The organism is Mesorhizobium sp. YM1C-6-2 (assembly GCF_003666685.1).
Taxonomy (GTDB): Bacteria; Pseudomonadota; Alphaproteobacteria; order Rhizobiales; family Rhizobiaceae; genus Mesorhizobium_K.
This window is the reverse complement of the sequence record NZ_RCIZ01000003.1, coordinates 161,311-184,046: the sequence shown is the minus strand read 5'-3', so window position 1 is coordinate 184,046 and position 22,736 is coordinate 161,311. Positions and strand designations below refer to the sequence as shown.

At 65.0% G+C, this 22,736-nt stretch carries 19 protein-coding genes and 1 pseudogene; 11 read left to right on the top strand and 9 right to left on the bottom strand.

The features are described from left to right. Window positions 1-7: 7 nt before the first annotated feature. From D8676_RS09535 to D8676_RS09520, 4 genes are all read right to left on the bottom strand, one after another. Entirely contained in the window at window positions 8-379 is a 372-nt protein-coding gene (locus D8676_RS09535; RefSeq protein ID WP_121580643.1) for a nuclear transport factor 2 family protein, read from the bottom strand. A gap of 90 nt (window positions 380-469) precedes the next feature. Continuing rightward, a complete protein-coding gene (locus tag D8676_RS09530) occupies window positions 470-1,540 on the bottom strand; it encodes an ABC transporter ATP-binding protein (protein ID WP_121580642.1) in 1,071 nt (356 codons plus the stop codon). 34 nt (window positions 1,541-1,574) lie between these two features. Beyond that, a complete protein-coding gene (locus tag D8676_RS09525) occupies window positions 1,575-2,387 on the bottom strand; it encodes an ABC transporter permease (protein ID WP_121580641.1) in 813 nt (270 codons plus the stop codon). Further along, window positions 2,384-3,298 carry an ABC transporter permease gene (locus tag D8676_RS09520; RefSeq protein ID WP_121580640.1) on the bottom strand — a complete coding sequence of 305 codons (915 nt, stop codon included), beginning with the start codon at window positions 3,296-3,298 and terminating at the stop codon, window positions 2,384-2,386. The genes D8676_RS09525 and D8676_RS09520 overlap by 4 nt, the downstream gene beginning before the upstream one ends. A gap of 360 nt (window positions 3,299-3,658) precedes the next feature. Here D8676_RS09520 and D8676_RS09515 point away from each other — a divergent pair, with 360 nt between their 5' ends. The 5 genes and pseudogenes from D8676_RS09515 to D8676_RS09495 all read left to right on the top strand — a co-directional run bounded on the left by D8676_RS09515 (window position 3,659) and on the right by D8676_RS09495 (window position 10,246). Continuing rightward, window positions 3,659-5,074, top strand: coding sequence for an aminotransferase (locus D8676_RS09515; protein WP_121580639.1), 1,416 nt, complete (start codon window positions 3,659-3,661; stop codon window positions 5,072-5,074). Window positions 5,075-5,624: 550 nt separating this feature from the next. Further along, window positions 5,625-7,312, top strand: a pseudogene (locus D8676_RS09510) (arylsulfatase). 133 nt (window positions 7,313-7,445) lie between these two features. Then, entirely contained in the window at window positions 7,446-8,075 is a 630-nt protein-coding gene (locus D8676_RS09505) for a class I SAM-dependent methyltransferase (RefSeq protein ID WP_121580638.1), read from the top strand. Continuing rightward, a complete protein-coding gene (locus D8676_RS09500) occupies window positions 8,072-9,166 on the top strand; it encodes a metallophosphoesterase (protein ID WP_121580637.1) in 1,095 nt (364 codons plus the stop codon). Before D8676_RS09505 ends, D8676_RS09500 begins: the two co-directional genes overlap by 4 nt. 201 nt (window positions 9,167-9,367) lie before the next feature. Beyond that, window positions 9,368-10,246, top strand: a complete 879-nt coding sequence (locus D8676_RS09495) for a lipase family protein (protein ID WP_183097044.1) — start codon at window positions 9,368-9,370, stop codon at window positions 10,244-10,246. Between the two features lie 26 nt (window positions 10,247-10,272). Here D8676_RS09495 and D8676_RS09490 read toward each other — a convergent pair whose 3' ends face one another. From D8676_RS09490 to D8676_RS09475, 4 genes are all read right to left on the bottom strand, one after another. Continuing rightward, the gene (locus tag D8676_RS09490; RefSeq protein ID WP_121580635.1) at window positions 10,273-11,472 is read right to left on the bottom strand and encodes an aromatic ring-hydroxylating dioxygenase subunit alpha; all 1,200 of its coding nucleotides are present in this window, start codon (window positions 11,470-11,472) and stop codon (window positions 10,273-10,275) included. A gap of 192 nt (window positions 11,473-11,664) precedes the next feature. Next, a complete protein-coding gene (locus D8676_RS09485; protein ID WP_121580634.1) occupies window positions 11,665-13,803 on the bottom strand; it encodes a phosphatidylserine/phosphatidylglycerophosphate/cardiolipin synthase family protein in 2,139 nt (712 codons plus the stop codon). After that, complete coding sequence (locus D8676_RS09480) at window positions 13,800-14,270, bottom strand: hypothetical protein (protein WP_121580633.1); 471 nt, start codon at window positions 14,268-14,270, stop codon at window positions 13,800-13,802. The genes D8676_RS09485 and D8676_RS09480 overlap by 4 nt, the downstream gene beginning before the upstream one ends. Window positions 14,271-14,390: 120 nt before the next feature. Beyond that, the gene (locus D8676_RS09475) at window positions 14,391-15,272 is read right to left on the bottom strand and encodes a LysR family transcriptional regulator (protein ID WP_121580632.1); all 882 of its coding nucleotides are present in this window, start codon (window positions 15,270-15,272) and stop codon (window positions 14,391-14,393) included. 142 nt (window positions 15,273-15,414) lie between these two features. On the opposite strand from D8676_RS09475, the gene D8676_RS09470 reads away from it, so the two are divergent. Together D8676_RS09470 and D8676_RS09465 are read left to right on the top strand one after the other, a co-directional pair. Then, window positions 15,415-16,911, top strand: coding sequence for a CoA-acylating methylmalonate-semialdehyde dehydrogenase (locus tag D8676_RS09470; protein WP_121580631.1), 1,497 nt, complete (start codon window positions 15,415-15,417; stop codon window positions 16,909-16,911). 222 nt (window positions 16,912-17,133) lie between these two features. Next, window positions 17,134-17,433 carry a hypothetical protein gene (locus tag D8676_RS09465; RefSeq protein WP_245426689.1) on the top strand — a complete coding sequence of 100 codons (300 nt, stop codon included), beginning with the start codon at window positions 17,134-17,136 and terminating at the stop codon, window positions 17,431-17,433. A gap of 15 nt (window positions 17,434-17,448) precedes the next feature. On the opposite strand, the gene D8676_RS09460 is transcribed toward D8676_RS09465, so the two are convergent. After that, the gene (locus tag D8676_RS09460) at window positions 17,449-18,102 is read right to left on the bottom strand and encodes a GntR family transcriptional regulator (protein ID WP_121580630.1); all 654 of its coding nucleotides are present in this window, start codon (window positions 18,100-18,102) and stop codon (window positions 17,449-17,451) included. Window positions 18,103-18,204: 102 nt separating this feature from the next. On the opposite strand from D8676_RS09460, the gene D8676_RS09455 reads away from it, so the two are divergent. From D8676_RS09455 to D8676_RS09440, 4 genes are all read left to right on the top strand, one after another. Continuing rightward, window positions 18,205-19,116 (top strand): dihydrodipicolinate synthase family protein, encoded by a 912-nt coding sequence (locus tag D8676_RS09455; RefSeq protein WP_121580629.1) that lies wholly within the window; start codon window positions 18,205-18,207, stop codon window positions 19,114-19,116. Window positions 19,117-19,165: 49 nt separating this feature from the next. Beyond that, complete coding sequence (locus tag D8676_RS09450; RefSeq protein ID WP_121580628.1) at window positions 19,166-20,476, top strand: FAD-binding oxidoreductase; 1,311 nt, start codon at window positions 19,166-19,168, stop codon at window positions 20,474-20,476. 13 nt (window positions 20,477-20,489) lie between these two features. Continuing rightward, window positions 20,490-21,491 carry a 4-hydroxyproline epimerase gene (locus D8676_RS09445; protein ID WP_121580627.1) on the top strand — a complete coding sequence of 334 codons (1,002 nt, stop codon included), beginning with the start codon at window positions 20,490-20,492 and terminating at the stop codon, window positions 21,489-21,491. 341 nt (window positions 21,492-21,832) lie between these two features. Next, window positions 21,833-22,735, top strand: coding sequence for a branched-chain amino acid ABC transporter permease LivH (locus D8676_RS09440; protein ID WP_121580626.1), 903 nt, complete (start codon window positions 21,833-21,835; stop codon window positions 22,733-22,735). Window position 22,736: the final 1 nt, after the last annotated feature.

Here is a 22,736-nt window from a genome sequence, read left to right as displayed (position 1 = left end):
AGCCAAGCTATTCCACGATCTTCCAGTAGGAGTCCTTGCGGATCACCTTGCCGTCGCGAAAGGTGTAGAAGTCGCAGCCGCGGACTTCCTTTCGCACGCCCTCGCGCGTGGTGCCGGTGAGCGTCCATTTCGACATGCCGGTGTTGGCTGCCGCATCGACGAAATGTTCGGCATTGCCGTAGTGGACGTCGGGCAGGCCTGCGAAACGAGCGGCCAGTGCCTCCCGAACGGCCTGCCTGCCCTCGGAACGGGAGCCCCAGGGCTTGTCGCCCCGCGGCATCTCGAGCACGCAATCGTCCGAGAACAACGCCATGATCCTGTCGAGGTCGTGCGCGTTGAAGGCGTCGCAGATCGCGACCAGGGTTGAGCGGATGTCCATTGGAACCTCATGCAGCTCGATTTGGCAGTCGTTGCGGGCGCCCGTCGTCCTGCGCGTGCCGACGTCCCCTCAAGGGTGAGGTAAACAGCGCTAGTCTCCCATCGCGACAAGCGCGTCGGGGTCGTATGCCAGGCGGATGGCGGCGCCGAGAGGCAGGTCGTCGGCGCCGAAATCGTTGGTCTCCGTCACCGAGAGCGGTTTCTCGAAACCCGGCACCTCGACCACGAGGTGGGTGATCTCGCCGAAATAATGCCGCTCGACCACCCGGCCCTCGATCTCGTGGCTGGCGGTGGCATCGTCCCACAGCACGCGCAGCCGCTCGGGGCGGATGCCGAGCGTGGCATGGCCGTTGGCGACGAAGCCGGCAGGCTTCTCCGTCCTGACCCGGCCGAAGCCCGGCGTGTCGAGCGTGATCGTCGCGCCGTTCGTCTCGACCACGTCCCCCTTCATGAAGTTCATGCCGCCGAGGAAGTCGGCGACCTGGCGGTTGACCGGCCGCTGGTAGATCTCCTTCGGCGAGGCGACCTGCGCGATCCTGCCGCCGAACATCACCGCGATGCGGTCCGACAGCGCCAGCGCCTCGTACTGGTCGTGGGTGACCAGGATGAAGGTGATGCCGACCGCCTGCTGCAGGCGGCGCAGCTCCACCTGCATCTGCTCGCGCAGCTTCTTGTCGAGTGCTGACAGCGGTTCGTCGAGCAGCAGCACCTTCGGCCGCATGACCAGCGCGCGGGCGAGCGCGACGCGCTGCCGCTGGCCGCCGGACAGTTCTGTCGCGCCGCGCTTGCCGAGGCCCGACAGCGACACCTGCGCCAGCGCCTCCTCGACGCGGCGCTTCTCCTCGCCGGCGTCGAGCCTCAGGCGCTTCAGCCCGTAGGCGACGTTCTGCTCGACATTGAGATGCGGGAAGATGGCGTAGCTCTGGAACACCATGTTGGTCGGGCGCCGGTTGGCCGGGATGCCCTCCATCGGCTGGCCGTCGATGTGGATCGAGCCCGACGTCGGAGTGTCGAAGCCGGCGATCATGCGAAGCAGCGTTGTCTTGCCGCAGCCGGACGGACCGAGCAGCGAGAAGAACTCGCCTTCGCGGATGGCGAGGTTGGCGTCGTCGAGCGCCTTGAAGGCGCCGTAACTCCTGGTGACGCCGCGAATCTCGATCATGGTCCGGGCGCTTGCGCCGGCGGCTTGCGTGGCTTCAGGCAATGGCGACCCCCGTGCCGTGGACGCGCCGCTCCGCGCGGCGGCGGAGAACCTCGGCGATGGTGAGAAGGATGAAGGAGCCGACGAGCAGCAGCGTGCCGAGCGCCAGCACGCCGGGCAGCTTGGCGGCGAAGCGGAGCTGGCCCCAGATGTAGACCGGCAGGGTGGCGTCGGTGCCGGCAAGGAAGAAGGCCATGATGAACTCGTCGAGCGAGATGGTGAAGGAGACGAGCAGCGAGGAGATGATGGCCGGCGCCACCATCGGCAGCGTGACGCGCCGGAACGTTCCGAAGGACGTCTCGCCGAGGTCGGCGGAAGCCTCCTCCAGGCTGCGGTCGAACCCCTCGAAGCCGGCGTTGAGCACCGTCACCGAATAGGGGATGCAGATCAGCACGTGGCCGAGCACGACGGTGAAGAGCGAGAGTTTCAGCCCGATCGACAGCATGACGATCAGGAGCGAGACCGCGAGGATGATCTCCGGCAGCACCAGCGGCGCCATGATGAGACCATTGGCGGCGGTGCGGCCGGGGAAGCGGTAGCGCGTCAGCGCCCGCGCCGCGCAGATGCCGAGCACGGTGGAGAGGATCGCCGCGGTGACGCCGACCATCAGGCTGTTCCAGGCGGCGTCGAGCAGCGCCGGCGTCCTCGGCAGTTCCTCGTACCATTTCCAGGTGAAGCCCATCAGCGGGAATTTCGGCACGGCCGACGTGTTGACCGAGAAGATCGGCAGGAAGATCACCGGCAGATAGAGGAAGACGATGTAGAGGAAGGCATAGGCCGGCAGCCATCTTGACAGCAGCGTTCTCATCGGGCGCGCCTACCTGCCTGGCGGATGACGAAGACGATCGCCAGCGCCATCATGGTTACGACCGTCATGGTGACGACGGAAAGCGCAGCGCCCAGCGGCCAGTTGGCGCCGCGCTTGAACTGCGCCTCGATCGCGGTGGCGATCATGACGCCGTCCTTGCCGCCAACGAGTTTCGGCGTGACGTAGTCGCCGACCGTCGGGATCATCACGATCAGCAGCGCCGAGATGACGCCGGGCAGCGACAGCGGCAGCGTCACGCGCAGGAAGCTGCGGATCGGCCCGTCGCCGAGATCGGTGGCGGCCTCGATCAGCGTACGGTCGACTTTTTCGAGCGACACGAAGATCGGCAGGATGGCGAACGCCGCCCAGGCATGGGTGAGCGTGATGACGACGGCCGAGGTGTTGTAGAGCAGCGCCGTCGACGGCTCGTCGATGATGCCGAGACCCATCAGGCCGGAATTCAGGACGCCGTTGTAGCCGAGGATGACCTTCCACGACATGACGCGCAGCAGATAGCTCGTCCAGAACGGTATAGTGATGAGGAAGAGCCAGAGCGCCTTGTGGCGGCCGCCGTGGAAGGAGATGTAGTAGGCGATCGGATAGGCGAGCGCCACGGTGATGAAGCTGACTGAGAGCGACACGAAGAGCGAGCGCAGGAGCAGGTCGCGGTAGATCGGCTCGGTGAGCGCGATGCGGTACTGCTCCAGCGTGACGGTGCGGTCGATCGTCAGATAGTCCTGCGTCCAGAAGCTGTAGGCGATGACGACCGCGATCGGCGCGACCAGCAGGATCAGCGCATAGAGAAGCGTCGGGCTGATCAGCGCGAGGCCCTGGGCCTGTTCGGATTGCAGAAGGGGTTTTCGATGGCTGCGCCCCAGGCGCGAAACCGGTCCTTCCGCAACCGCCGTCATTGCAGCGGCCCGGTTTTCGGAATTGCCTTCGGAATTGCCAGGGGTCGCGTGAACCCGAAAGCTTCCGAAACTGCGTCGAGCGGCAGCCCGGTCGGACACCGTCTACAGAAAGGCTCGGTCGCCTGCCCGGACTTTCTCTGCGCGGACATGATGTGTCGCGTCATCCCACCAGCTACTGGCAGCGAGGTTCCCGTCCCGCTTGCCGGCTTTCCGTCATCATGAACGCAGACCGCGATTGAAAGCAAGCGCTATTTCTGCGATATTGATTGAACGGACATTCAATATCGTGTGAAAACAGGCGGGTTTTCCGGTGCTGCGGGCGGCGGCGCAGGAGGTCCGGGGCCGATGCGGAGACGGGACATGGCGGCAGTCAGGGACTATCGGGAGGCGGAAGCGGGCAATGCCGCGGCGGAGGCTGTCGAGCTGGCGAAGAGCCACCTCGTCCAGCCTTGGCCCTATGCGGGCTCGATCGGCGCGGAAGCGCGCACGCTGGTGACCAGCGGCGACGGCATCTACCTGATCGACGGCGACGGCAGGAAGCTCATCGACGGGCCGGCCGGCATGTGGTGCATCAATGTCGGCCACCGCCGCGAGGAGCTGGCGCGCGTCATGTACGACCAGGCGCTCGAGCTCTCCTACAACACGCCGTGGTACACGATGAACACGCCGTCGGCCGAGCTGTCGCGGCGCATCGCCGGGCATGCGCCCGGCGACCTCAATCATGTCTTCTACACGACCGGCGGTTCCTCGGCGGTGGAGACGGCGCTGCGCTTCATGCAGTTCTACAACAATGTGCGCGGGCGGCCCGAGAAGAAGCTGGTCCTGTCGAGAGGCGGCGCCTACCACGGCTCGACCTATCTGTCGGCTTCGCTGAACGGCCGGCCGCGCGATCGCGACTGGATGGACGCCGCCGACGATCTGGTGGTGAAGCTCTCCTCGCCCGACCCGTTCCGGCGGCCGAAGGGGATGAGCCTCGAAGCGTTCAGCGATTTCCTGGTCGACGAGTTCCGCGAAACGGTGAAGAGGATCGGCGCGGACAAAATCGGCTGCTTCGTCGGCGAGCCGATCCAGGCGTCCGGCGGCGTGATCGTGCCACCCAAGGATTATCTCAAACGCATCCGCGAGATCTGCCGCGAACACGACATCCTCTATGTTTCGGACGAGGTGGTGACCGCCTTCGGGCGGCTCGGCCATGTCTTCGCATCGGAAGACCTGTTCGGCATCGAGCCCGACATGATCACCTTCGCCAAGGGCGTTACCTCTGGCTATTTCCCGCTCGGCGGCGTGGTCATCTCGGAGCGGCTGTTGAGGGGGCTCAACCGCTCCAACCATCCCGACGCCATGTTCGGCCACGGGCTGACCTACACCAGCCATCCGATCGGCTGCGCAGTGGCGATCGCCAATCTCGATCTGCTGGAAGGCGGCATCCTCGAGCACGCGTGCGAGGTCGGTCCGTATTTTCAGGCAAAGCTGAAGACGCTGGAAGAGCTGCCGCTGGTCGGCGAGGTGCGCGGCGCCGGCCTCATGGGCTGCGTCGAATGCGTCGCCGACCGCGAGAGCAAGGACCCGCTGCAGCTCGACAAGGATGTCGGCAAGCGCATCGACCAGCACTGCCACGAGCTCGGCCTGCTGGTCAGGCCGCTGATCAACATGTGCGTGATGAGCCCGCCGCTGGTCATCACCAGGGAGCAGGTCGACGACCTCGTCGCCATCCTGCGCGAAGGCATCTCGCGCACCATGGACGATCTCAGGAAAGAAGGCGTCTGGCGGGGATGAGGCATATGCGCAATGGGTCTACTGCTTTTCTCGCAGGCGGCCCGTTGCGGACCGCAGACGCCGGGTCCATTATCGACGTCTCGCCGATCAATACTTTCCCACTCAAGTAACCGTAGCCGAGCTTACAATTCTCCTCTATAAATATTGAGGGGCTGACACTTGTTGTCGTTGCAACGAGGAGGGACGGCGTATGTCCAAAAATCCTGCTCCACGCTGGCGGCTTCTGCGAAAGCGACGGCTGTCGCAGTCGATCAGCGACGGCCTTTCGGTTCGCGCCGTGTCGGCCGCTGTCATCAAACTCTGAGATCCGTGTGTTCAACAGCGATGTTGGCCGGAGTCGCCTTTGGCGTCCGGTTCATGAGCCATCCTGCTTTCTTATACCGCACCACAACTTGTGATTTTATGATTGAGGCAAGGGGTTAGCACAATGACCAAGGTTTCAACCGATCCACAAAGTCCTGCTCCCAGCGTATATCGAGACAGCTCTCCGACCGCTGTCAGTCGACGCAGCATATTGCTTGGAGGAACGCTTGCCGCGACCACCGCCCTGATGTCGACGCCAGGCGTGCGCGTCGCAGGGGCGCAGGAAGCGGCTCCCGCCGGCGGCAAGCCGAACATTCTCGTCATCTGGGGCGATGATATCGGCCTTGCGAACATCAGCACATATTCGAACGGCCTGATGGGCTACGAGACCCCTAACATCGACCGTATTGCGAAGGAGGGAGTAAAATTCCAGCACTACTACGGCGAACAGTCGTGCACTGCCGGCCGCTCGGCGTTCCTGACCGGACAGCACATCATTCGGAGCGGATTGAGCAAGGTTGGCTTCCCGGGCGCGCCGATGGGCATGAGCCAGCTCGATCCGTCGATCGGCGGCCTCCTGAAGAATCTCGGCTACGCCACCGGGCAATTCGGCAAAAACCATGTCGGCGACCGCAACCCGTCACTGCCGACGGTCAACGGTTTCGACGAATTCTTCGGCAATCTCTACCATCTGAACGCCGAGGAAGAGCCTGAACTGCCCGACTATCCGAAAGACCCAGCATACCTCGCCAAGTTCGGGCCGCGCGGCGTGCTGCGCTGCAAGGCGACCGACGTCGACGATCCCACCGAGGATCCGCGCTTCGGCAAGGTCGGCAAGCAGACGATCGAGGACACCGGCCCGCTGACCAAGAAGCGCATGGAAACGATCGACGACGAGACCTCGGCGGCGGCGATCGACTTCATGAAGCGGCAGCAGGCCGACGGCAGGAACTTCTTCTGCTGGTTCAACTCGACCCGAATGCATCTGCGCACCCATGTCCGCGACAGCCATCGCGGCCGCTACACCCATGGCGACAGCGAATATATCGACGGCATGATGGAGCACGACGATATCGTCGGGAACCTGCTCAAGTCTTTGGACGACATGGGGATCGCGGACAACACAATCGTCGTCTACTCGACCGACAACGGTCCCCACATGAACACCTGGCCGGACGGCGCCATGACCTGGTTCCGCTCCGAGAAGAATACCAACTGGGAAGGCGCCTTCCGGGTGCCGTGCCTTGTTCGGTGGCCGGGCAAGATCGCGCCAGGGACAGTCACCAACGAGCTGATGAGCCACAATGACTGGATTCCAACGCTCTGCTCGATCGCGGGTGAACCCGCCATCGTCGAAAAGCTGAAGGCCGGCTACACAGCCAACGGCATAGACTACAAGGTCCATCTGGATGGCTACGACCAGTCGGCATTCCTGACGGCTGTGACCGGCAGCGCCGCCACCAACAACGGCACGAAGAGTGCCCGCGGCATGTTCTTCTACTCGGACGACGACGGGCTGCTCGTCGGCTTCCGCCAGGGGACTACAAGTACGTGTTCTCCGAGCAGCGCAAGGAAGGCACGATGGGCGTCTGGGCCGAGCCATTCACCACGCTGCGCCTGCAGAAGATATTCAATCTTTTCCAGGATCCGTTCGAGAGAGCGGACATCACGTCGAACACCTTCTGGGACTGGCAGATGAACCATGTCCACATGATGTACGGGGTGATGGACGAAGTCTTCCAGTTCGTAGGGACGTTCAAGGACTTCCCGCCGCGCTCCTTCCCGCCGAGCTTCAACCCGGCGAACGTCATGGAAACGACGATGGACGCCATGAAGAGGAGGGAGGCTTTCAAGGAGAATCTCGACCTCGACAAGGTCCGTGGCGCGCTGAACAAAATGATCGGCGACGCCGTCCAGCAAGCCGCTCCGCAATAGTCTCGCGGCGTCCAGACATGCCGGCTCTGCATGCAGCGGCCCGGCATGTCTCGGGCATTGGCGCGGCGACCTGACTCCCTTCCCTCGACACGTGCTAGACTGGAAGGCGATCCGTGAGGAGCAAGGGCTGCTAATGTCCGTCGAAGGAAACCGGGCGCATTGGGACAATGCTTACGCGACGAAGGGCGAAGCTGGCGTAAGCTGGTTCGAGGACGTGCCGGCGGTTTCGCTGGAGCTCATCCGCCAGGCCGGCGCGGGTCCGGCATCCAGCGTAATCGACATCGGCGGCGGCGCGTCGCGGCTGGCGGACGCCTTGCTGCGCGAAGGCGTCGGCAGGATCACCGTGCTCGACATCTCGCCGGCGGCGCTCGACGCCGCCAAGGCGAGGGTGGGCGCGGCCGCAGACGACATCGAGTGGATCGCCGCCGATGTGACGGAATGGAAGCCGGAGCGCCGCTACGACATCTGGCACGATAGGGCCGCCTTCCATTTCCTGACCGAAGCCGACGCTCGCGCCGCCTATGTCGAGCGGCTTCGCACCGCGCTGAAGCCCGGCGGCCATGCCGTCATCGCCACCTTCGCATTGGATGGGCCCGAGCGCTGCAGCGGCCTGCCGGTCATGCGCTACGATCCGGCCGGGCTGGCCGAGGTGCTCGGGCCTTCCTTCGAGCTGGTGGGCCAGCGCCGCAACGTCCACACGACGCCCTGGGGCTCGCCGCAATCCTTCCAATTCAGCCTGTTCAGGCGCGTCGAGCCCCGATGACCGCGCCGCGCCTTTCCCGCCGCAGCATGCTTGCCGGCATGGCAGGTTTCGCTGTGCTCGGCGGCCGTTCTGCCCGCGCACAATCCACGACCGACGTCACCTTCCTCTTCATCAACGACGTGCATGCCTGCCGCACCCGCAACGGGCTGAGCCCGAACTGCAAGGAGGAGGGCAAGACCGACGAGAACCTGTTGCGCCACATCCGCGCGCTGAACCGCATCGGGGAAGCGAGCTGGCCCGCGACGATCGACGGCGCGGCGACACCCCTGCGCTCCGCCGGGGAGAGGGTCGCCACCCCGCGCGGCGTCGTGCTTGCCGGCGACATGACGGATGATGGCGGCGGCCAGCGGGCGGAGCCGGAGGAAGGTTTCCAGATCCTCCAGTTCAGCCGGCGCTACCAGCGGGGAGACGGCGAGGACGAAGTGCATTTCCCCGTCTATGCCGGCCTCGGCAACCACGACCTCGACCAGGACGGACCCAAGGGCGAAGTCGACTGGTACCGCCGCGAGCTGCGCGACTATGTCGAGCTGAACCACAGGCCGGGCGTCTTCTTCAAGCCGATCGCCCCCGCCGACAATTACGACGTCGCCTCCGACTGCTATTCATGGAACTGGGACAGGCTGCACCTGGTGCAGCTCCATCGCTTCGGCGGCGACACCAACAAGGGCGCGGCAAGCTCCCTCGGCTGGCTGGCGCAGGACCTTGCGCAGCATGCCGGCGACGGCCGTCCGGTCGTGCTCTTCCAGCATTATGGCTGGGACACCTTCTCCATCGAGCGGTGGGACCCGACGGCGGTAACCTTCGACGACGAGGGCGCCGGCCCGCCGCACTGGTGGAGCGAAGAGCAGCGCGCTGCATTGCTGGACACGGTGAAGCCGTACAACGTCGCCGGCATATTCCACGGCCACGAGCACGACACGCCGATGATCTACAACCGCGGCGGCTACGACCTGTTCAAGCCGACGGCGGCCTATCTGGGCGGCTTCGGCCTCGCCCGCGTGACCGACGGCTTCATGGATGTCGCGCTCGGCGAGGCGACCGACGATGGCGGCGTGCGGTTCCTGAAGGCGATGTCGAAGCCGCTCGGCTGACTTGGTCGGTCACAGCATTCGTGAATCTGCCATCCAAACAATGCTAAGCATCGACCTCCATGGCGGCGGCGGCCTGTTTCATGTAGATTCCGGTTGAGCGTCGACACGGTAAGAAGCCGGATTCAGGTTCGGTCGACGTCCTACGGGGGTTCCCATATGCGGCCTCGCCTCGCGCAGCCGGCAATCGTTCTGGTGTGCCTGATGGCACTCACCGCCTGCGTCGGCGTTTCAAAACGCGAGCTGCAGGCGCTCGGCTCGACCATCACGCCGACCAAGATCGATTTCGTCGAGCTCACCGCCTATGCCGGCCGGGCCAAGGCCGCCTATGCGGAGGAAGCGGTCATCCGAGGCCAGTATCCGGCCACCGTGCGCGTCAGCGCGCCCGGCAAGACCGACGCGCAATATTTCATCGAGCGGGACGACAGGGCGAAGGTCCAGTACATCGCCATACGCGGGACCGCCAACCGGAAGAACCTCATCGAGGACGTCGAGATGAGGATTCGCGAGGATCTGGCGCTCGCCATCCCCGTCCATGCCGGTTTCGACGCGACGGCGCGGGTCCTCTACGCCGACATGAAGCCGTACCTGAAGCCGGGCTACAGGACCTACATCACCGGGCACTCGCTGGGCGGCGCGCTTGCCGCGCTGCTCGCCATCCACATGGTCGAGGACGGCTACAAGGTCGACAGGGTGATCACCTTCGGCCAGCCGAAATTCACCACCACCGACGGCGTCGGCAGGCTGGGCTTCCTGTCGCTCACCCGCGTCGTCGACGAGAACGACATCGTCCCCATGCTGCCGCCGACCACCATCGTCAACCGCGTCTATGGCGTCTACGAGCATGCAGGCCCGGAGATCATCCTGCTAGAAGGGCCGCATTACGTTTTCCTGCCGACCCATGATGCGGACCGCATCTCGATCGGCGAGTTCGGCCGCTCGCTGAATTTCGCCAATCTCAAGGACCACCACATGGACAACTATCTGAACCGCCTCTCGCTCAAGGCGAAAGGGGCGGTCGAAGTGTCCTATGACGAGCGCGAGAACTACGTCGCGGCGAAGAAGAAGGTGGCCAGCAACTAGGTCGCCGGTCCTGCGGCCGGCGCCGTTCAGCTCCGGCTGAGCAGCGCCGCGTTGAGGTTGGCCATGTCCTTCTCCTCGGGCGCGGTTTCGAGGCCGAGCACCGGCAGCCGGTCGCGCAGATGGTCGTGGTGGGTGCGCACGCCGTATTCGAGGTCAGAGAGATAGAAGCCGGCAAAGGACTGCGACAGCATGGATTCGTTCGACCACACCGAGAGCTGCACGTCCTCGGCCATGGTGTCGCGGTCAATGCGGAAGGCGAGGTAGCGCGCCGCGGCCTGCTCGCGGGTCTCGTCCCTGTAGCGGTAGATCGCGCCGCGCAGCACCGTCTCGCCGGTCGACAGCGGGAACTCCTGGTAGAACTGCACCGATTCAGGCGTCATCGCCATGACGTTGTTGGGGAAGATGCCGTAGTAGAGCCAGGCCTTGCGCAGCACCTCCGGCAGGCGCGCCGGCTCGGGCGCGAACTTGACGTAGTTCTTCACGCTCCAGCGGCGGCCGGCATGCGGATTGTAGGTCGCGAAGGAGCGCGACACGCCGCCGACGAAAGGCTCGTCGAAATAGGTCGCGCCGTAGAGGTCCTGCAGCGCCGGATGCGCCATGGCGACGTGATAGCCCTCATTGTCGACGTCGCGCACCGACTTCCAGTTGACCGGCGAGGTCTGGGTCCAGATGCCCCAGGAGGGAACCATGTTGGCGGCGTCGTAATGCGCCATCTCGGCCTCGACCGGCTTCATCAGCTCGGCGACCGAAGGCTGCGGGCCAGGATGGAAGCGGATGAAGATGAAGCCCATCCACACTTCCAGGTCGAGCGGCATGAGGCCGAACTCGTCCTTGTCGAGGTCCGGGAAGGAACGCGGGCGGGCCGCCCCGCGCAGCGTGCCGTCGAGATTGTAGACCCAGCCGTGGAAGGGGCAGACCAGAGCGTTCTTGCAGTTGCCCTGGTTCTCGGCGACGACGCGGCTGCCGCGGTGGCGGCAGATATTGTGGAAGCCGCGCACCACGCCGTCCTTGCCGCGCACGATGAGCGCGCGCTCGCCGACGACGTCCATGGTGAGATAGTCGCCCGGATCCGGCACGTCGGACACATGGCCGGCGATCTGCCAGTGATTGCGGAAGACATGCTCCTTCTCGAGCTCGAGAAGGGCCGGGCTGTGATAGGCCCAGCCTGGCAGACCCCGCCTGTCCCAATCGTTCGGGACGGCCACGTTCCGAAGATGTGGGTTCATGTGAGCGCTCTGAAATTGTTGAATGTTCATTCAATATGCGCACATTTTTCGTTCATTTGCAATGCTTTACGGGAATTTCAGATTTTCGCAGCGCAGCATTTTGGCATTCCGGCCCGGAAAGCCCCGTGTTTTCCGGGCGTTAACCGATGCCCTTCCGGGACGGTTTCGCAGCGCCCCGTCGTGGAAAGCCGGTCAGAACGCCTCGCGAAAATGCTGCGTCGAGAACAGGAAGCGATAGAAGAGCGGCACGTGGACGTCCGGGTCGACCCGTCGCGAACGGGTCACGTAGTAATCGAAGACCGGCTTCATGCGCCGGTAGAAAGCGGGATCGAGCACGGCGATGCCGTTCTCGCTGTCCTGCATGAAGCTGCGGTTGTTGAGATTGACCGAGGAGACGGAGACGTAGCGGCCGTCGATCATGAGGATCTTCGAATGCAGCACGACATCCGGCGCGCGGAATTCGTACATGGTGATGCGGCTGGCATATTTCTCGACGAAAAGCTCGTTGAGCTCGGTGAGGAACTGGCCGCCGAAATCGCCCTTGAGGTCGATGCGGGTGACCAGCGTGATCGCGACCCCGCGGTCGATCGCGCGGCCGAAGGCGTCGGCGAGCTTCTGCGTCAGGTTGAGATAGGGATTGACGATCTCGACAGTCTCGGCGGCGGCGTCGATCAGCTCGACATAATAATCCTCGAGCGCCCGCCCGTCTGCGTAGGGCACCGAGATGAAATGGCGCGCGCTGGCGCCGGCCGGCGGTCGCCTCACCGTCTTGCCTTCGATTGAGAAGGGCCGCGCCAGGTCGGTCCTGGCGTCGCGATGCCAGAGCGTGGCGAGATGCGCGACGAGCGTCTCCACCGTCTTCGGCTGCTCGAACTCGATCTCGAAGTCGCTCCAGTTTGAATAGTAGTTGAGCGACAGCCCGTTGGTGCGGCCATACTGGTGCAGCTCGGGATAGCGCGACAGGTCGAGCGGCTCGTGAAAGAGGAAGCCGTCATGGATGTTGCGGCCGCCGATGATGGCGCGCGAACGCCTGCGGTCGGCGGCTAGCGTCGCCAGCATCTTGACATGGTGGGTCTTGTAGAACTGCGAGAGCTGCTCGCCGACCGGCGCGCCGGTCGCCGGTTTCCAGGAAAACTCCTGTAGCTGGACATTGGGATGGTCGGCCGCCAGCCTTTCGAGCAGCACGCGGTCCTTCTCCCGCTGCAACACGTCGGTGACCATGATGCGCACCTTGGTGCCGCGCGCCGCGTGGTGGCGGATCAGCCGCTCCATGACCCGGCCGGAAAAATCAGCCTTGTAGTCGAGATAGGAGAAGTAGATCAGCTTGAGTTTTGGCGCATGGGTCAGATCGATCGGCGCCTCCGGATCGCCGGCGTCGAAGAAGGCGTCGGACAGTCGGGTTCCGGCCAGCGCCTCGACCTTGGCGTTGAACCCCTCGCGTGAATTGAGAAGCAGGCGGGGCGTGCCCAGCACCATCGGGCAGGTCTGCGAGAGTTCGCGGCTGGCATGGAAGACGCGCTCGAGCGGCGAGAGCTTTTGCGGGTCGGGAGACGGGCAGCGCTGGTAGAGGCTGTCGAGGCGGGCGAGCTTCCTGTCGGCTTTCTCTTCGCGCAGCAATGTCAGGCGGCGGATCTTCCCTTTCGAGCGGACAGAAAGGTCGCAGCGCCTGAGATCGGGACCGGGAAAAAGCACCGAGGCGCTGCCGGAGGTGACCGCACCGGTGAGGCTGAGATGCAGCGTCTCGCCCGGCTGCACGATGCGCCGGCCCGGCCCCACGGCCATCTGGCCGTCGCAGCGGCCCGAGATGTTGGCAGGGCCGCCGCCGATCTGCCTGACATCGATCTCGATCTCTCGCGCCTGCAGGCCGGAGAAGAAGAAGGTGCCGGCGTCGCGATCGAGCGCATCGGCGTCGATATAGAGCGTCTGGCGCGACAGGCGCCAGGCCGCGGAGAAGCTGCCGCTCTTGGCCTTGCGCGACGGCAGCAGGCGGGACCTGTCGGCGGCCCGCTCCAGCCCGCGATAGGCGGCGAGGAAGTCGCGGTTGGTGATCGTGTCGACGTCGCGACCGAACGGCCCTGTGCCGTTGGCGCGGTCGGCTTCGCCGAGCTTCTGTTCGGCAAGCAGCGCCAGGAAGCCGCTGGCATAGTCGGCGTCCTCCGACCCCACGCCGGGCAGCAGCGCCGTCTCCAGCGACGCCACGCTGCAACGCGTCTCGCCCGGCGCCAGCCGGCAGTCCGTGTCGATGCCGGCAAGCGGGCCGGCGCAGGCGGCGAGCAACACGGCGGCGCAGCAAAGCGCCGCCGTGGCGACGGCCGGCCGGACCGACCTCATCCGGTGGACATCACTGGCTGGGCCGGCGGCAGGCCGAGCTCGCGTCTGTCGCGCGGGCGCGGCGGCATGAAGCCTTGCGGAAAGACCTTGCAGACGCCGAGCGAGAAGGTGTTGACGAGTAGCGCCGCCTGCCGGCGCATCTTCTTCGGCAGCATCTCGTCGTCGCGGACGGCGGAGGCGTCGCGCACCAGCGCGGAATCGCAATCGCAATGGTTCTTGCGGTCGACATAACAACTGTCGTGACGGAAGCAGATCATGTCGAGCCTGTCCACCGGTTTGGCGGTGAGGTCGCCGGTGCGCGTGCCGAGGCCGCAATAATTGCCGAAGACGAAGTTGGACGGCTTGGCGACGGCATAACGAAGCGGCTTCGGCAGTTCGCTCACCGGCTTCGTTCCCCAGGGATTCGAGCAGGCCGCAACCGAGAGCGCGGCGAGGACGATCGATGCGGCAGCGAATTCGAAACGCATGGCGTCGGCGGTGTTTCCGGGCGGGCGGCATCCCAAGCAAGCCGGCAATGTAGCGCAAACTGTGGCGTCCCGCTCCGGTTGCGTTGCAAGGCGGTGCGATTTCCACCCGGATGCCTGTGCTCAGCCGAAGAGCCGCTTCTCGCGCTCCACCGCCTTGGTGATGAAACCCGCTACCGCCTGGATGCGCCTCAGCGGCCGCACGCTCTCGTGGTAGACGAGCCAGTAGGCGCGGCGGATGGGTTTTGCGGCGGCGACTGGTACAAGCTCCGGCAGCGAGCGGGCGATGAAGGCGTGCAATATGCCGATGCCCGCCCCCGAGCGCACGGCCTCGACCTGGCCGAGCGCCGAGGAGATCGAGAAGGCGGCGTCCCAGTCGGGGCTGAACTCCTGCGCATAGGCGAGCGAGGGACTGAAGACGAGGTCCGGCACGTAGCCGACCAGGCGATGCGCCTTGAGTTCTGCCTGGCTGGCCGGCAGGCCGTTGGCGTCGGCATAGGCGCGAGAGGCGTAGAGGCCCAGCGAATAGTCGACGAGCTTCTGCGCCACCAGCCTGCCTTCCGACGGACGTTCGGTGGTGATGGCGATGTCGGCCTCGCGCCGCGACAGGGAGAAGGAACGGGGCACCGGCACGAGCTGGATCTTCAGGTCTGGGTGCTGGGCGGTCAGCGTGCCGAGCCGCGACGCGAGGTAGGCGACGCCGAAGCCGTCCGGCGCGCCGATTCGGACCGTGCCGGAGACGGCCTCGTCGCCGCCGGCAAGTTCCGAGCGGGCGGCGATCATGTCGGCCTCCATGCGCTCGGCGACGCCGAGGAAACGCTCACCCGCCGGCGTCAGTTCGCTGCCCGTGGTGAGCCGGCGAAAGAGCTTTGCACCGAGCGCGTCCTCGAGCGTGGCGACGCGGCGCGACACGGTGGCGTGGTTGAGCTCCAGCCGCCGCGCCGCGCCGAGGATCTGGCCGGCGCGGGCGACGGCCAGGAAGATTCTGACGTCGTCCCAGTTCATGGGATCTATCTATGCAGAAATTCAAGGGATCGCCAACGTCGTTCTTTATTTAACGCACAACGGTTGCGTGCCGGCTCGCGTTGCAAAGACAGGCGCAAAGCGGGACAATCCGAGCCACCAGAGAAACGCCAGGGAGCGAGTCATGATCGAATACGGCCATTTCATCGGCGGCAAGCGCGTCGCCGGCACCAGCGGACGCAAGCAGGACGTGATGCAGCCAATGGACGGCACCGTGCGCGGCACGGTGGCGCTCGCCTCGGCCGCGGAGCTGCGCGCCGCCGTCGAGAACGCCTCGGCCGCGCAGCCGGCCTGGGCCGCCACCAATCCGCAGCGGCGCATGCGCGTCCTGATGAAGTTCATCGATCTCGTGCATCGCGACTATGAGGAACTCGCCGACATCCTCGCCCGCGAGCACGGCAAGACCATCGCCGATGCGCGCGGCGACATCCAGCGCGGCCTCGAAGTGGTGGAAGTGTCGCTCGGCGCCCCGCACATGATGAAGGGCGAGTTCACCGACAATGCCGGCACCGGCATCGACACCTATTCGATGCGCCAGCCGCTCGGCGTCGTGGCCGGCATCACCCCGTTCAATTTCCCGGCCATGATCCCCCTGTGGAAGATCGGCCCGGCGCTGGCCGCCGGCAACGCCTTCATCCTGAAGCCGTCCGAGCGCGATCCGGGCGTGCCGCTGCGCATCGCCGAACTCTTCATCGAGGCAGGGCTGCCGGCGGGCGTGCTCAATGTCGTCAACGGCGACAAGGAAGTGGTCGACGCCATCCTCGACGACCATGACATCAAGGCCATCGGCTTCGTCGGCTCGACGCCGATCGCGCAGTACATCTATGCGCGGGGCTGCGCAGCCGGCAAGCGCGTGCAGTGCTTCGGCGGTGCCAAGAACCACATGATCATCATGCCCGACGCCGACATGGACCAGACGGTCGACGCGCTGATCGGCGCCGGCTATGGCTCGGCCGGCGAGCGCTGCATGGCGATCTCGGTCGCCGTGCCGGTCGGCAACGACACCGCCAACCGCCTGATGGACAAGCTCATCCCGCGCGTCGAGAGCCTCAAGGTCGGCCCCTCGACCGACGGTTCCGCCGATTTCGGCCCGCTGGTGACTGCCCAGGCGCTGGAGCGCGTCAAGGGTTACGTCGACGCGGGCGTGAAGGAAGGCGCGAAGCTGGTCGTCGACGGCCGCGGCTTCAAGATGCAGGGCTACGAGAACGGCTACTATATGGGCGGCTGCCTGTTCGACGACGTGACGCCGGAGATGAAGATCTACAAGGAAGAGATCTTCGGGCCGGTGCTCTCGGTGGTGCGGGCGCCGAACTACGAATATGCGCTGAAGATCACCAACGACCACGAGATGGGCAATGGCGTCGCGATCTTCACCCGCGACGGCGACGCCGCGCGCGATTTCGCCAGCCGCGTCCAGGTCGGCATGGTGGGCGTCAACGTGCCGATCCCGGTGCCGATCGCCTACTATACCTTCGGCGGCTGGAAGGCCTCGTCCTTCGGCGACCTGAACCAGCACGGGCCGGACGCCTTCCGCTTCTACACCAAGACCAAGACGGTCACCTCGCGCTGGCCGTCCGGCGTCAAGGACGGCGCCGAGTTCGTAATTCCGACGATGAACTGATCCGAACGAAACCGCCACTGCGGCTAAGTCCTTCACGGCCCGGAGCAAAACTCCGGGCCGTTTTCGTTCCATCACATCCGGAATTTCGCTGTTACGGATTCGTGATGGAACGGCCGAAGCCCGGATTTGCTTGACTTGCAACCGGGTCGCCACCTCGACTGTACTGGCCGCAAGGCAGGCTCCCGAAGTCCCAAACGTCGCCTGGACCAAGGAGATGTCGAGATGAAACGCGAGATCGTCCTCTTTCCCGCCTTGATCGGCGGCCTGCTAATGACCGCCAATCCAGCCCCCGCCCAGAACTTCTGCGCCGCCCGCGCCGAAATGGTGAAGTCGCTGGCCGACAAGTTCAAGGAGAACCCGACCGCTGTCGGGCAGATCGACGGCAGCGCGGTGATCGAGGTCTTCGTGTCGGAGAAAGGCAGCTGGACGATCCTCGCCACCGACACCAACGGCCAGAGCTGCGTCGTTTCCGCCGGCGAAGGTTTTGAGTTCAACGTCGCCGCACTCGGCGAAGGCGCCTGACCGGCCGGGTCAGGCCTACCGCCTGGCCGCGGCTTCGGCGTATGCCCGCAGGAGGATCATGAGGCGGTCGGCCTCCGCCGCCGCCCCTTCCTCGTCGCCTTCGAGGATCGAGCGGATCAGGGCGACGTGATGCTCCGCCGATTCCGCCAGCCCGGTTTCGGCGTTGTAGCGATACCAGAAGCGGCGGCTGTGGCTCTGGAGTGGTGCTGCGACCCGCACCGCGAACGGATTGTCAGCCGCAAATGCGAGCGCCTCGTCGAGCGCCTTGTCGGCCTGCAGGAAAGCCAGCACGTCATTTGCGACGACCGCCTGCCGCATGGCAAGCGCCGAGGCGTGGAACAGGTCGGCCGCATTGCGGGTGACGAAGCGCGCCGCCGAGCGGGCCAGCAGCAGTTCGAGGCTGCGCCGCGCGTCGATCACCCTCACCCAGTCGCCCGGATGCAGCGGTGCGATCGCCAGGCCGGCGCGCGGCCTGATCTCGATCAGACCCTCCCAGGCAAGCCGCTGGATGGCCTCGCGAACAGGCGTCCGTCCGAGCCCGAGGCGGTCGATCAGTGCCCCCTCGGTCACCACGCTTCCCGGCAGGAGGTCGAGCGTGACGATCATCCTCTCCAGGGCGTGATAGGCTCTGCTCGCCGCGGGTTCCTGGGCTATGTTGTTGGAATTCAAGCTAAACTCCTTTGATATATTTTTGATATATCACATTGGAATCAGCATTGACAGGGCATGTCTCCTTAAGATATATCAGTGATATATCAGATGGAGGTTGCCATGTGGGCCGGTATTTTCCCAGCAGTCACGACCAAGTTCACCGAGGATGACCGCCTCGACCACGCCGAGATGGAGCGCTGTTTCGCCTTGCAGATCGAGGCTGGATGCGACGGCCTGATCGTCGCCGGCTCGCTCGGCGAGGGCCCGATGCTTTCCCAGGACGAAAAGATCGAGGTGCTGAAAACGGCCCAGAAAATCGCCGGCCGCAGGCCCGTGCTGATGACCGTCAACGAGGCCGGCACCCGCGAGGCCGCCGCCATGGCCAAGCGCGCCGCGGACGCCGGCGCGAACGGCCTGATGGTGGTGCCCTCGCCGATCTACCACACCAACCCCGACGAGACGGTTGCCGCGCTCTCGGCAGTAGCCAAGGCCGGCGACCTGCCGGTGATGATCTATTCCAACAAGATCGCCTACCGGGTCGACGTGTCGATCGCCGACATGGAGAGGCTGGCGAAGGACGAGCGTTTCGTCGCCATCAAGGAATCGTCCGACGACATCCGCCGCTCGACCGACATCATCAACCATTTCGGCGACCGCTACGACCTCTTCACCGGCGTCGACAACCTCGCCTTCGAGGCGCTGTCGGTCGGCGCGATCGGCTGGGTGGCCGGCCTGGTGGTGGCCTTCCCGAAGGAGACGGTGGCGATCTACCAGCTCATGAAGCAGGGCCGGCGCGACGAAGCGCTGAAAATCTACCGCTGGTTCCGCCCGCTGCTCGATCTCGATGTCTCGACCTATCTCGTCCAGAACATCAAGCTCGCCGAAATGCTGGCGATCGGCACCAACGACCGCGTGCGCATGCCCCGCCAGCCGCTGACGGGCGAGCGCCGGGCGATGGCCGAGAAGATCGTCAGGGACGCGATGGCGACAAGGCCGGAACTGCCGAAGCTGTCGATCGCGAAGGCTGCATAAGGCAGGGCTTTCCTCTCCCCGCGAACGGGAAGAGGATGACGGCAGCCAGATGAGGGGCAGCGCCGACGTGACAGGCATTTCCGATGCCCGCGAAGAGGGGCCTTCTCCCCGTGACCGGGGGGAAGGAAACGACATCGCCATCGTCGGCGCGGGCATCGTCGGCATCTGCGCGGCCGCCTATCTGACGGAAGCCGGATACAGGGTGAAGGTCTACGACCGCACCGGCGTCTGCGAGGAGACGAGTTCCGGCAATGCGTCAGCCTTCGCCTTCTCCGACGTGCTGCCGCTCGCCCACAAGGGCATGATGAGGAACCTGCCGCGCTGGCTGGCCGATCCGCTCGGGCCGCTCGCCATTCCGCCTTCCCACCTGCCGAAGCTCCTGCCGTGGCTGTGGCGCTTCTGGCGCGCCGGCTCGCCCAGGCACTACGAGGCGAGCCTCGCCGCGCAGGCCGGCATGATGAAGCTGGCCGAACCCGAATGGATGGACCTGCTCGACCGCTCCGGCACCCGGAGCATGCTGCGCGAGGACGGCTCGCTGGAACTCTATGAGAGCGAGGGCGAATTCCGGGCGTCCCTGCCCGGCTGGGCGGCGAGGGATCGTTTCGGCATTCCCTACCGCCATGTCGACGGCGACGAGATATCCACCCTGCAGCCGGGCCTCTCCGGACAGTTCATCAAGGGGACCTTCGTCCCCGGCTGGAAGACCTCGATCGATCCGAAACTGCTCGGCAAGGCGATCTGGGCCTATGCGGAGCGCCTCGGCGCGACTTTCGCGCGCCGCGAGGCGGTCGCCATCGTGCCGCCCGGCGCCGGCGTCACGCTGCTTTTCGCGGACGGCGGCACGGAGCCGGCAAGCCGTGTGCTGGTCGCGGCGGGAGCATGGTCGCACAGGCTGACGAAGCAACTCGGCGACGACATCCCGCTCGAGACCGAGCGCGGCTATAACACAACGCTGCCGGTCGACGCCTTCGACGTAAAGCGGCAGCTCATCTTCGGCGGCCACGGCTTCGTCATCACGCCGCTCTCGACAGGCCTGCGCATCGGCGGCGCCGTCGAGCTCGGCGGACTGAAGCTGCCGCCCAACTACGCGCGCTCGAAGGCGATGCTGGAGAAGGCAAGGCGCTTCCTGCCCGGACTGAAGACCGAGGGCGGCCGCGAATGGATGGGCTACCGCCCGTCGTTGCCGGACTCGCTGCCGGTGATCGGCCGCTCGAAGTCGTCGGCCAATGTGTATTATGCATTCGGTCACGGCCATCTCGGCAAGACCCAGGCCGCGGGCACCGCCCGCCTGATCCGCGATCTGGTTTCAGGCCGGGCGCCCGCACTCGACATTTCGCCTTTCAGTCCGCAGCGTTTCTGAGGAATTCGACACAATGGCCCGACACACCTTCACCTGCATCGACGGCCATACCTGCGGCAATCCCGTCCGGCTGGTCGCCGGCGGCGGGCCGCTGCTCCACGGCGCCTCGATGATGGAGCGACGCGCGCATTTCCTCGCCGAATATGACTGGATCCGCACCGGCCTGATGTTCGAGCCGCGCGGCCACGACGTGATGTCTGGCTCGATCCTCTATCCGCCGACCCGCGAGGATTGCGACATCGCCATCCTTTTCATCGAGACGTCGGGCTGCCTGCCTATGTGCGGCCACGGCACCATCGGCACCGTGACGATGGCGATCGAGAACGGGCTGGTGAAGCCGAAGACGCCGGGCGTGCTGCGGCTCGACACGCCGGCCGGCCTGGTCATCGCCGAGTACCGGCAGGAGGGCGACTATGTCGAGGAAGTGCGCATCACCAACGTGCCTTCCTTCCTCTACGCCGAAGGGCTGACCGTAGACTGTCCCGATCTCGGCGAGCTGAAGGTCGACGTCGCCTATGGCGGCAATTTCTACGCCATCGTCGAGCCGCAGGAGAACTACGCCGACATGGCAGACTATTCCGCCGGCCAGCTCATCGCCTGGAGCCCGGTGGTGCGCCAGCGGCTCAACGAGAAATACAGTTTCGAGCATCCGGAAAACCCGGCCATCAACCGCCTCAGCCACATGCTGTGGACCGGCAAGCCGGTGCATCCCGAGGCCGACGCGAGGAACGCCGTCTTCTACGGCGACAAGGCGATCGACCGTTCGCCCTGCGGCACCGGCACCTCGGCGCGCATGGCGCAGCTCCACGCCAAGGGCAGACTGAAGGCGGGCGACAGCTTCGTGCACGAGTCCATCATCGGCTCGCTTTTCAAGGGCCGCGTCGAGAGGGAAGTGAGCGTCGCGGGCAAGCCGGCCATCGTTCCCTCGATCGGCGGCTGGGCGCGCCAGACCGGCCTGAACACCATCTTCATCGACGACAGGGATCCCTTCGCGCATGGATTTATCGTCAAGTAGAAGCGTCTATTGGAACAATGTAGGCAGCGGCGCTGGAGGAGCGCCGCAACTGCGCTCCGGCGCGCAATATATTTCCGCGCCTTATCGACTTGGCCGCACGATCTTCGATTTTCGGGCTTTCTTTGGCGGGATTCGTCAAAGACATTGCGTTGTGCCAATGATAGCTTTCGATATGGTCCAGGGCTATCCGGAACAGTGGGGAGCAGCAACGGGGCATGCCGCAAGGGCATGTTTCATCGCGAAAATTTGACGTTGCAATCGGAGCCCGAAACTTTAGGACTAGGTGAAAGCAAGAAAAGGAATGCGTCCACTGGGCGACATTCCGGGGGAGCAGCGTACAGATGGAATATTTCGTCCAGCAGCTTGTAAACGGGCTGACGCTGGGATCGATCTATGGCCTGATCGCGATCGGCTATACGATGGTCTACGGCATCATCGGCATGATCAATTTCGCCCATGGCGACATCTTCATGATCGGCTCTTTCATCGCGCTGATCGTATTCCTCTTCCTTGTCTCGATCTTCGCCTCGATCAACGTCGTGCTCTTCCTGCTGATCATGATGATCGTGGCGATGTTGCTTACCAGTCTCTGGAACTGGACGATCGAGAAGGTCGCCTACCGCCCCTTGCGCGGCTCGTTCCGGCTGGCGCCGCTGATCACCGCGATCGGCATGTCGATCGCGCTGTCGAACTTCGTGCAGGTCACGCAGGGCCCGCGCAACAAGCCGATCCCGCCGATGATCTCGACCGTCTACAACGTGTTCGGCATCTCGATCTCGGCTAAGCAGATCGTCATCGTGGTTGTCACCGCCGTCCTGCTCACGATCTTCTGGTACCTGGTCAACAAGACCTCGCTGGGGCGGGCGCAGAGAGCCTGCGAGCAGGACCGCAAGATGGCGGCGCTGCTCGGCATCGACGTCGACCGCACCATCTCGATCACCTTCATCATGGGCGCCTCGCTCGCAGCGGTCGCCGGCACGCTCTACCTCATGTACTACGGCGTCGTCGTCTTCTCCGACGGCTTCGTTCCCGGCGTGAAGGCGTTCACCGCGGCCGTGCTCGGCGGCATCGGCTCGATCCCCGGCGCCGTGCTCGGCGGCCTGCTCATCGGCTTCATCGAGGGCATGTGGTCCGCCTATTTCTCCATCGACTACAAGGACGTCGCCGCCTTTTCGATCCTGGCCATCGTGCTGATCTTCCTGCCTTCCGGCATTCTCGGCCGGCCAGAAGTCGAAAAGGTCTGAG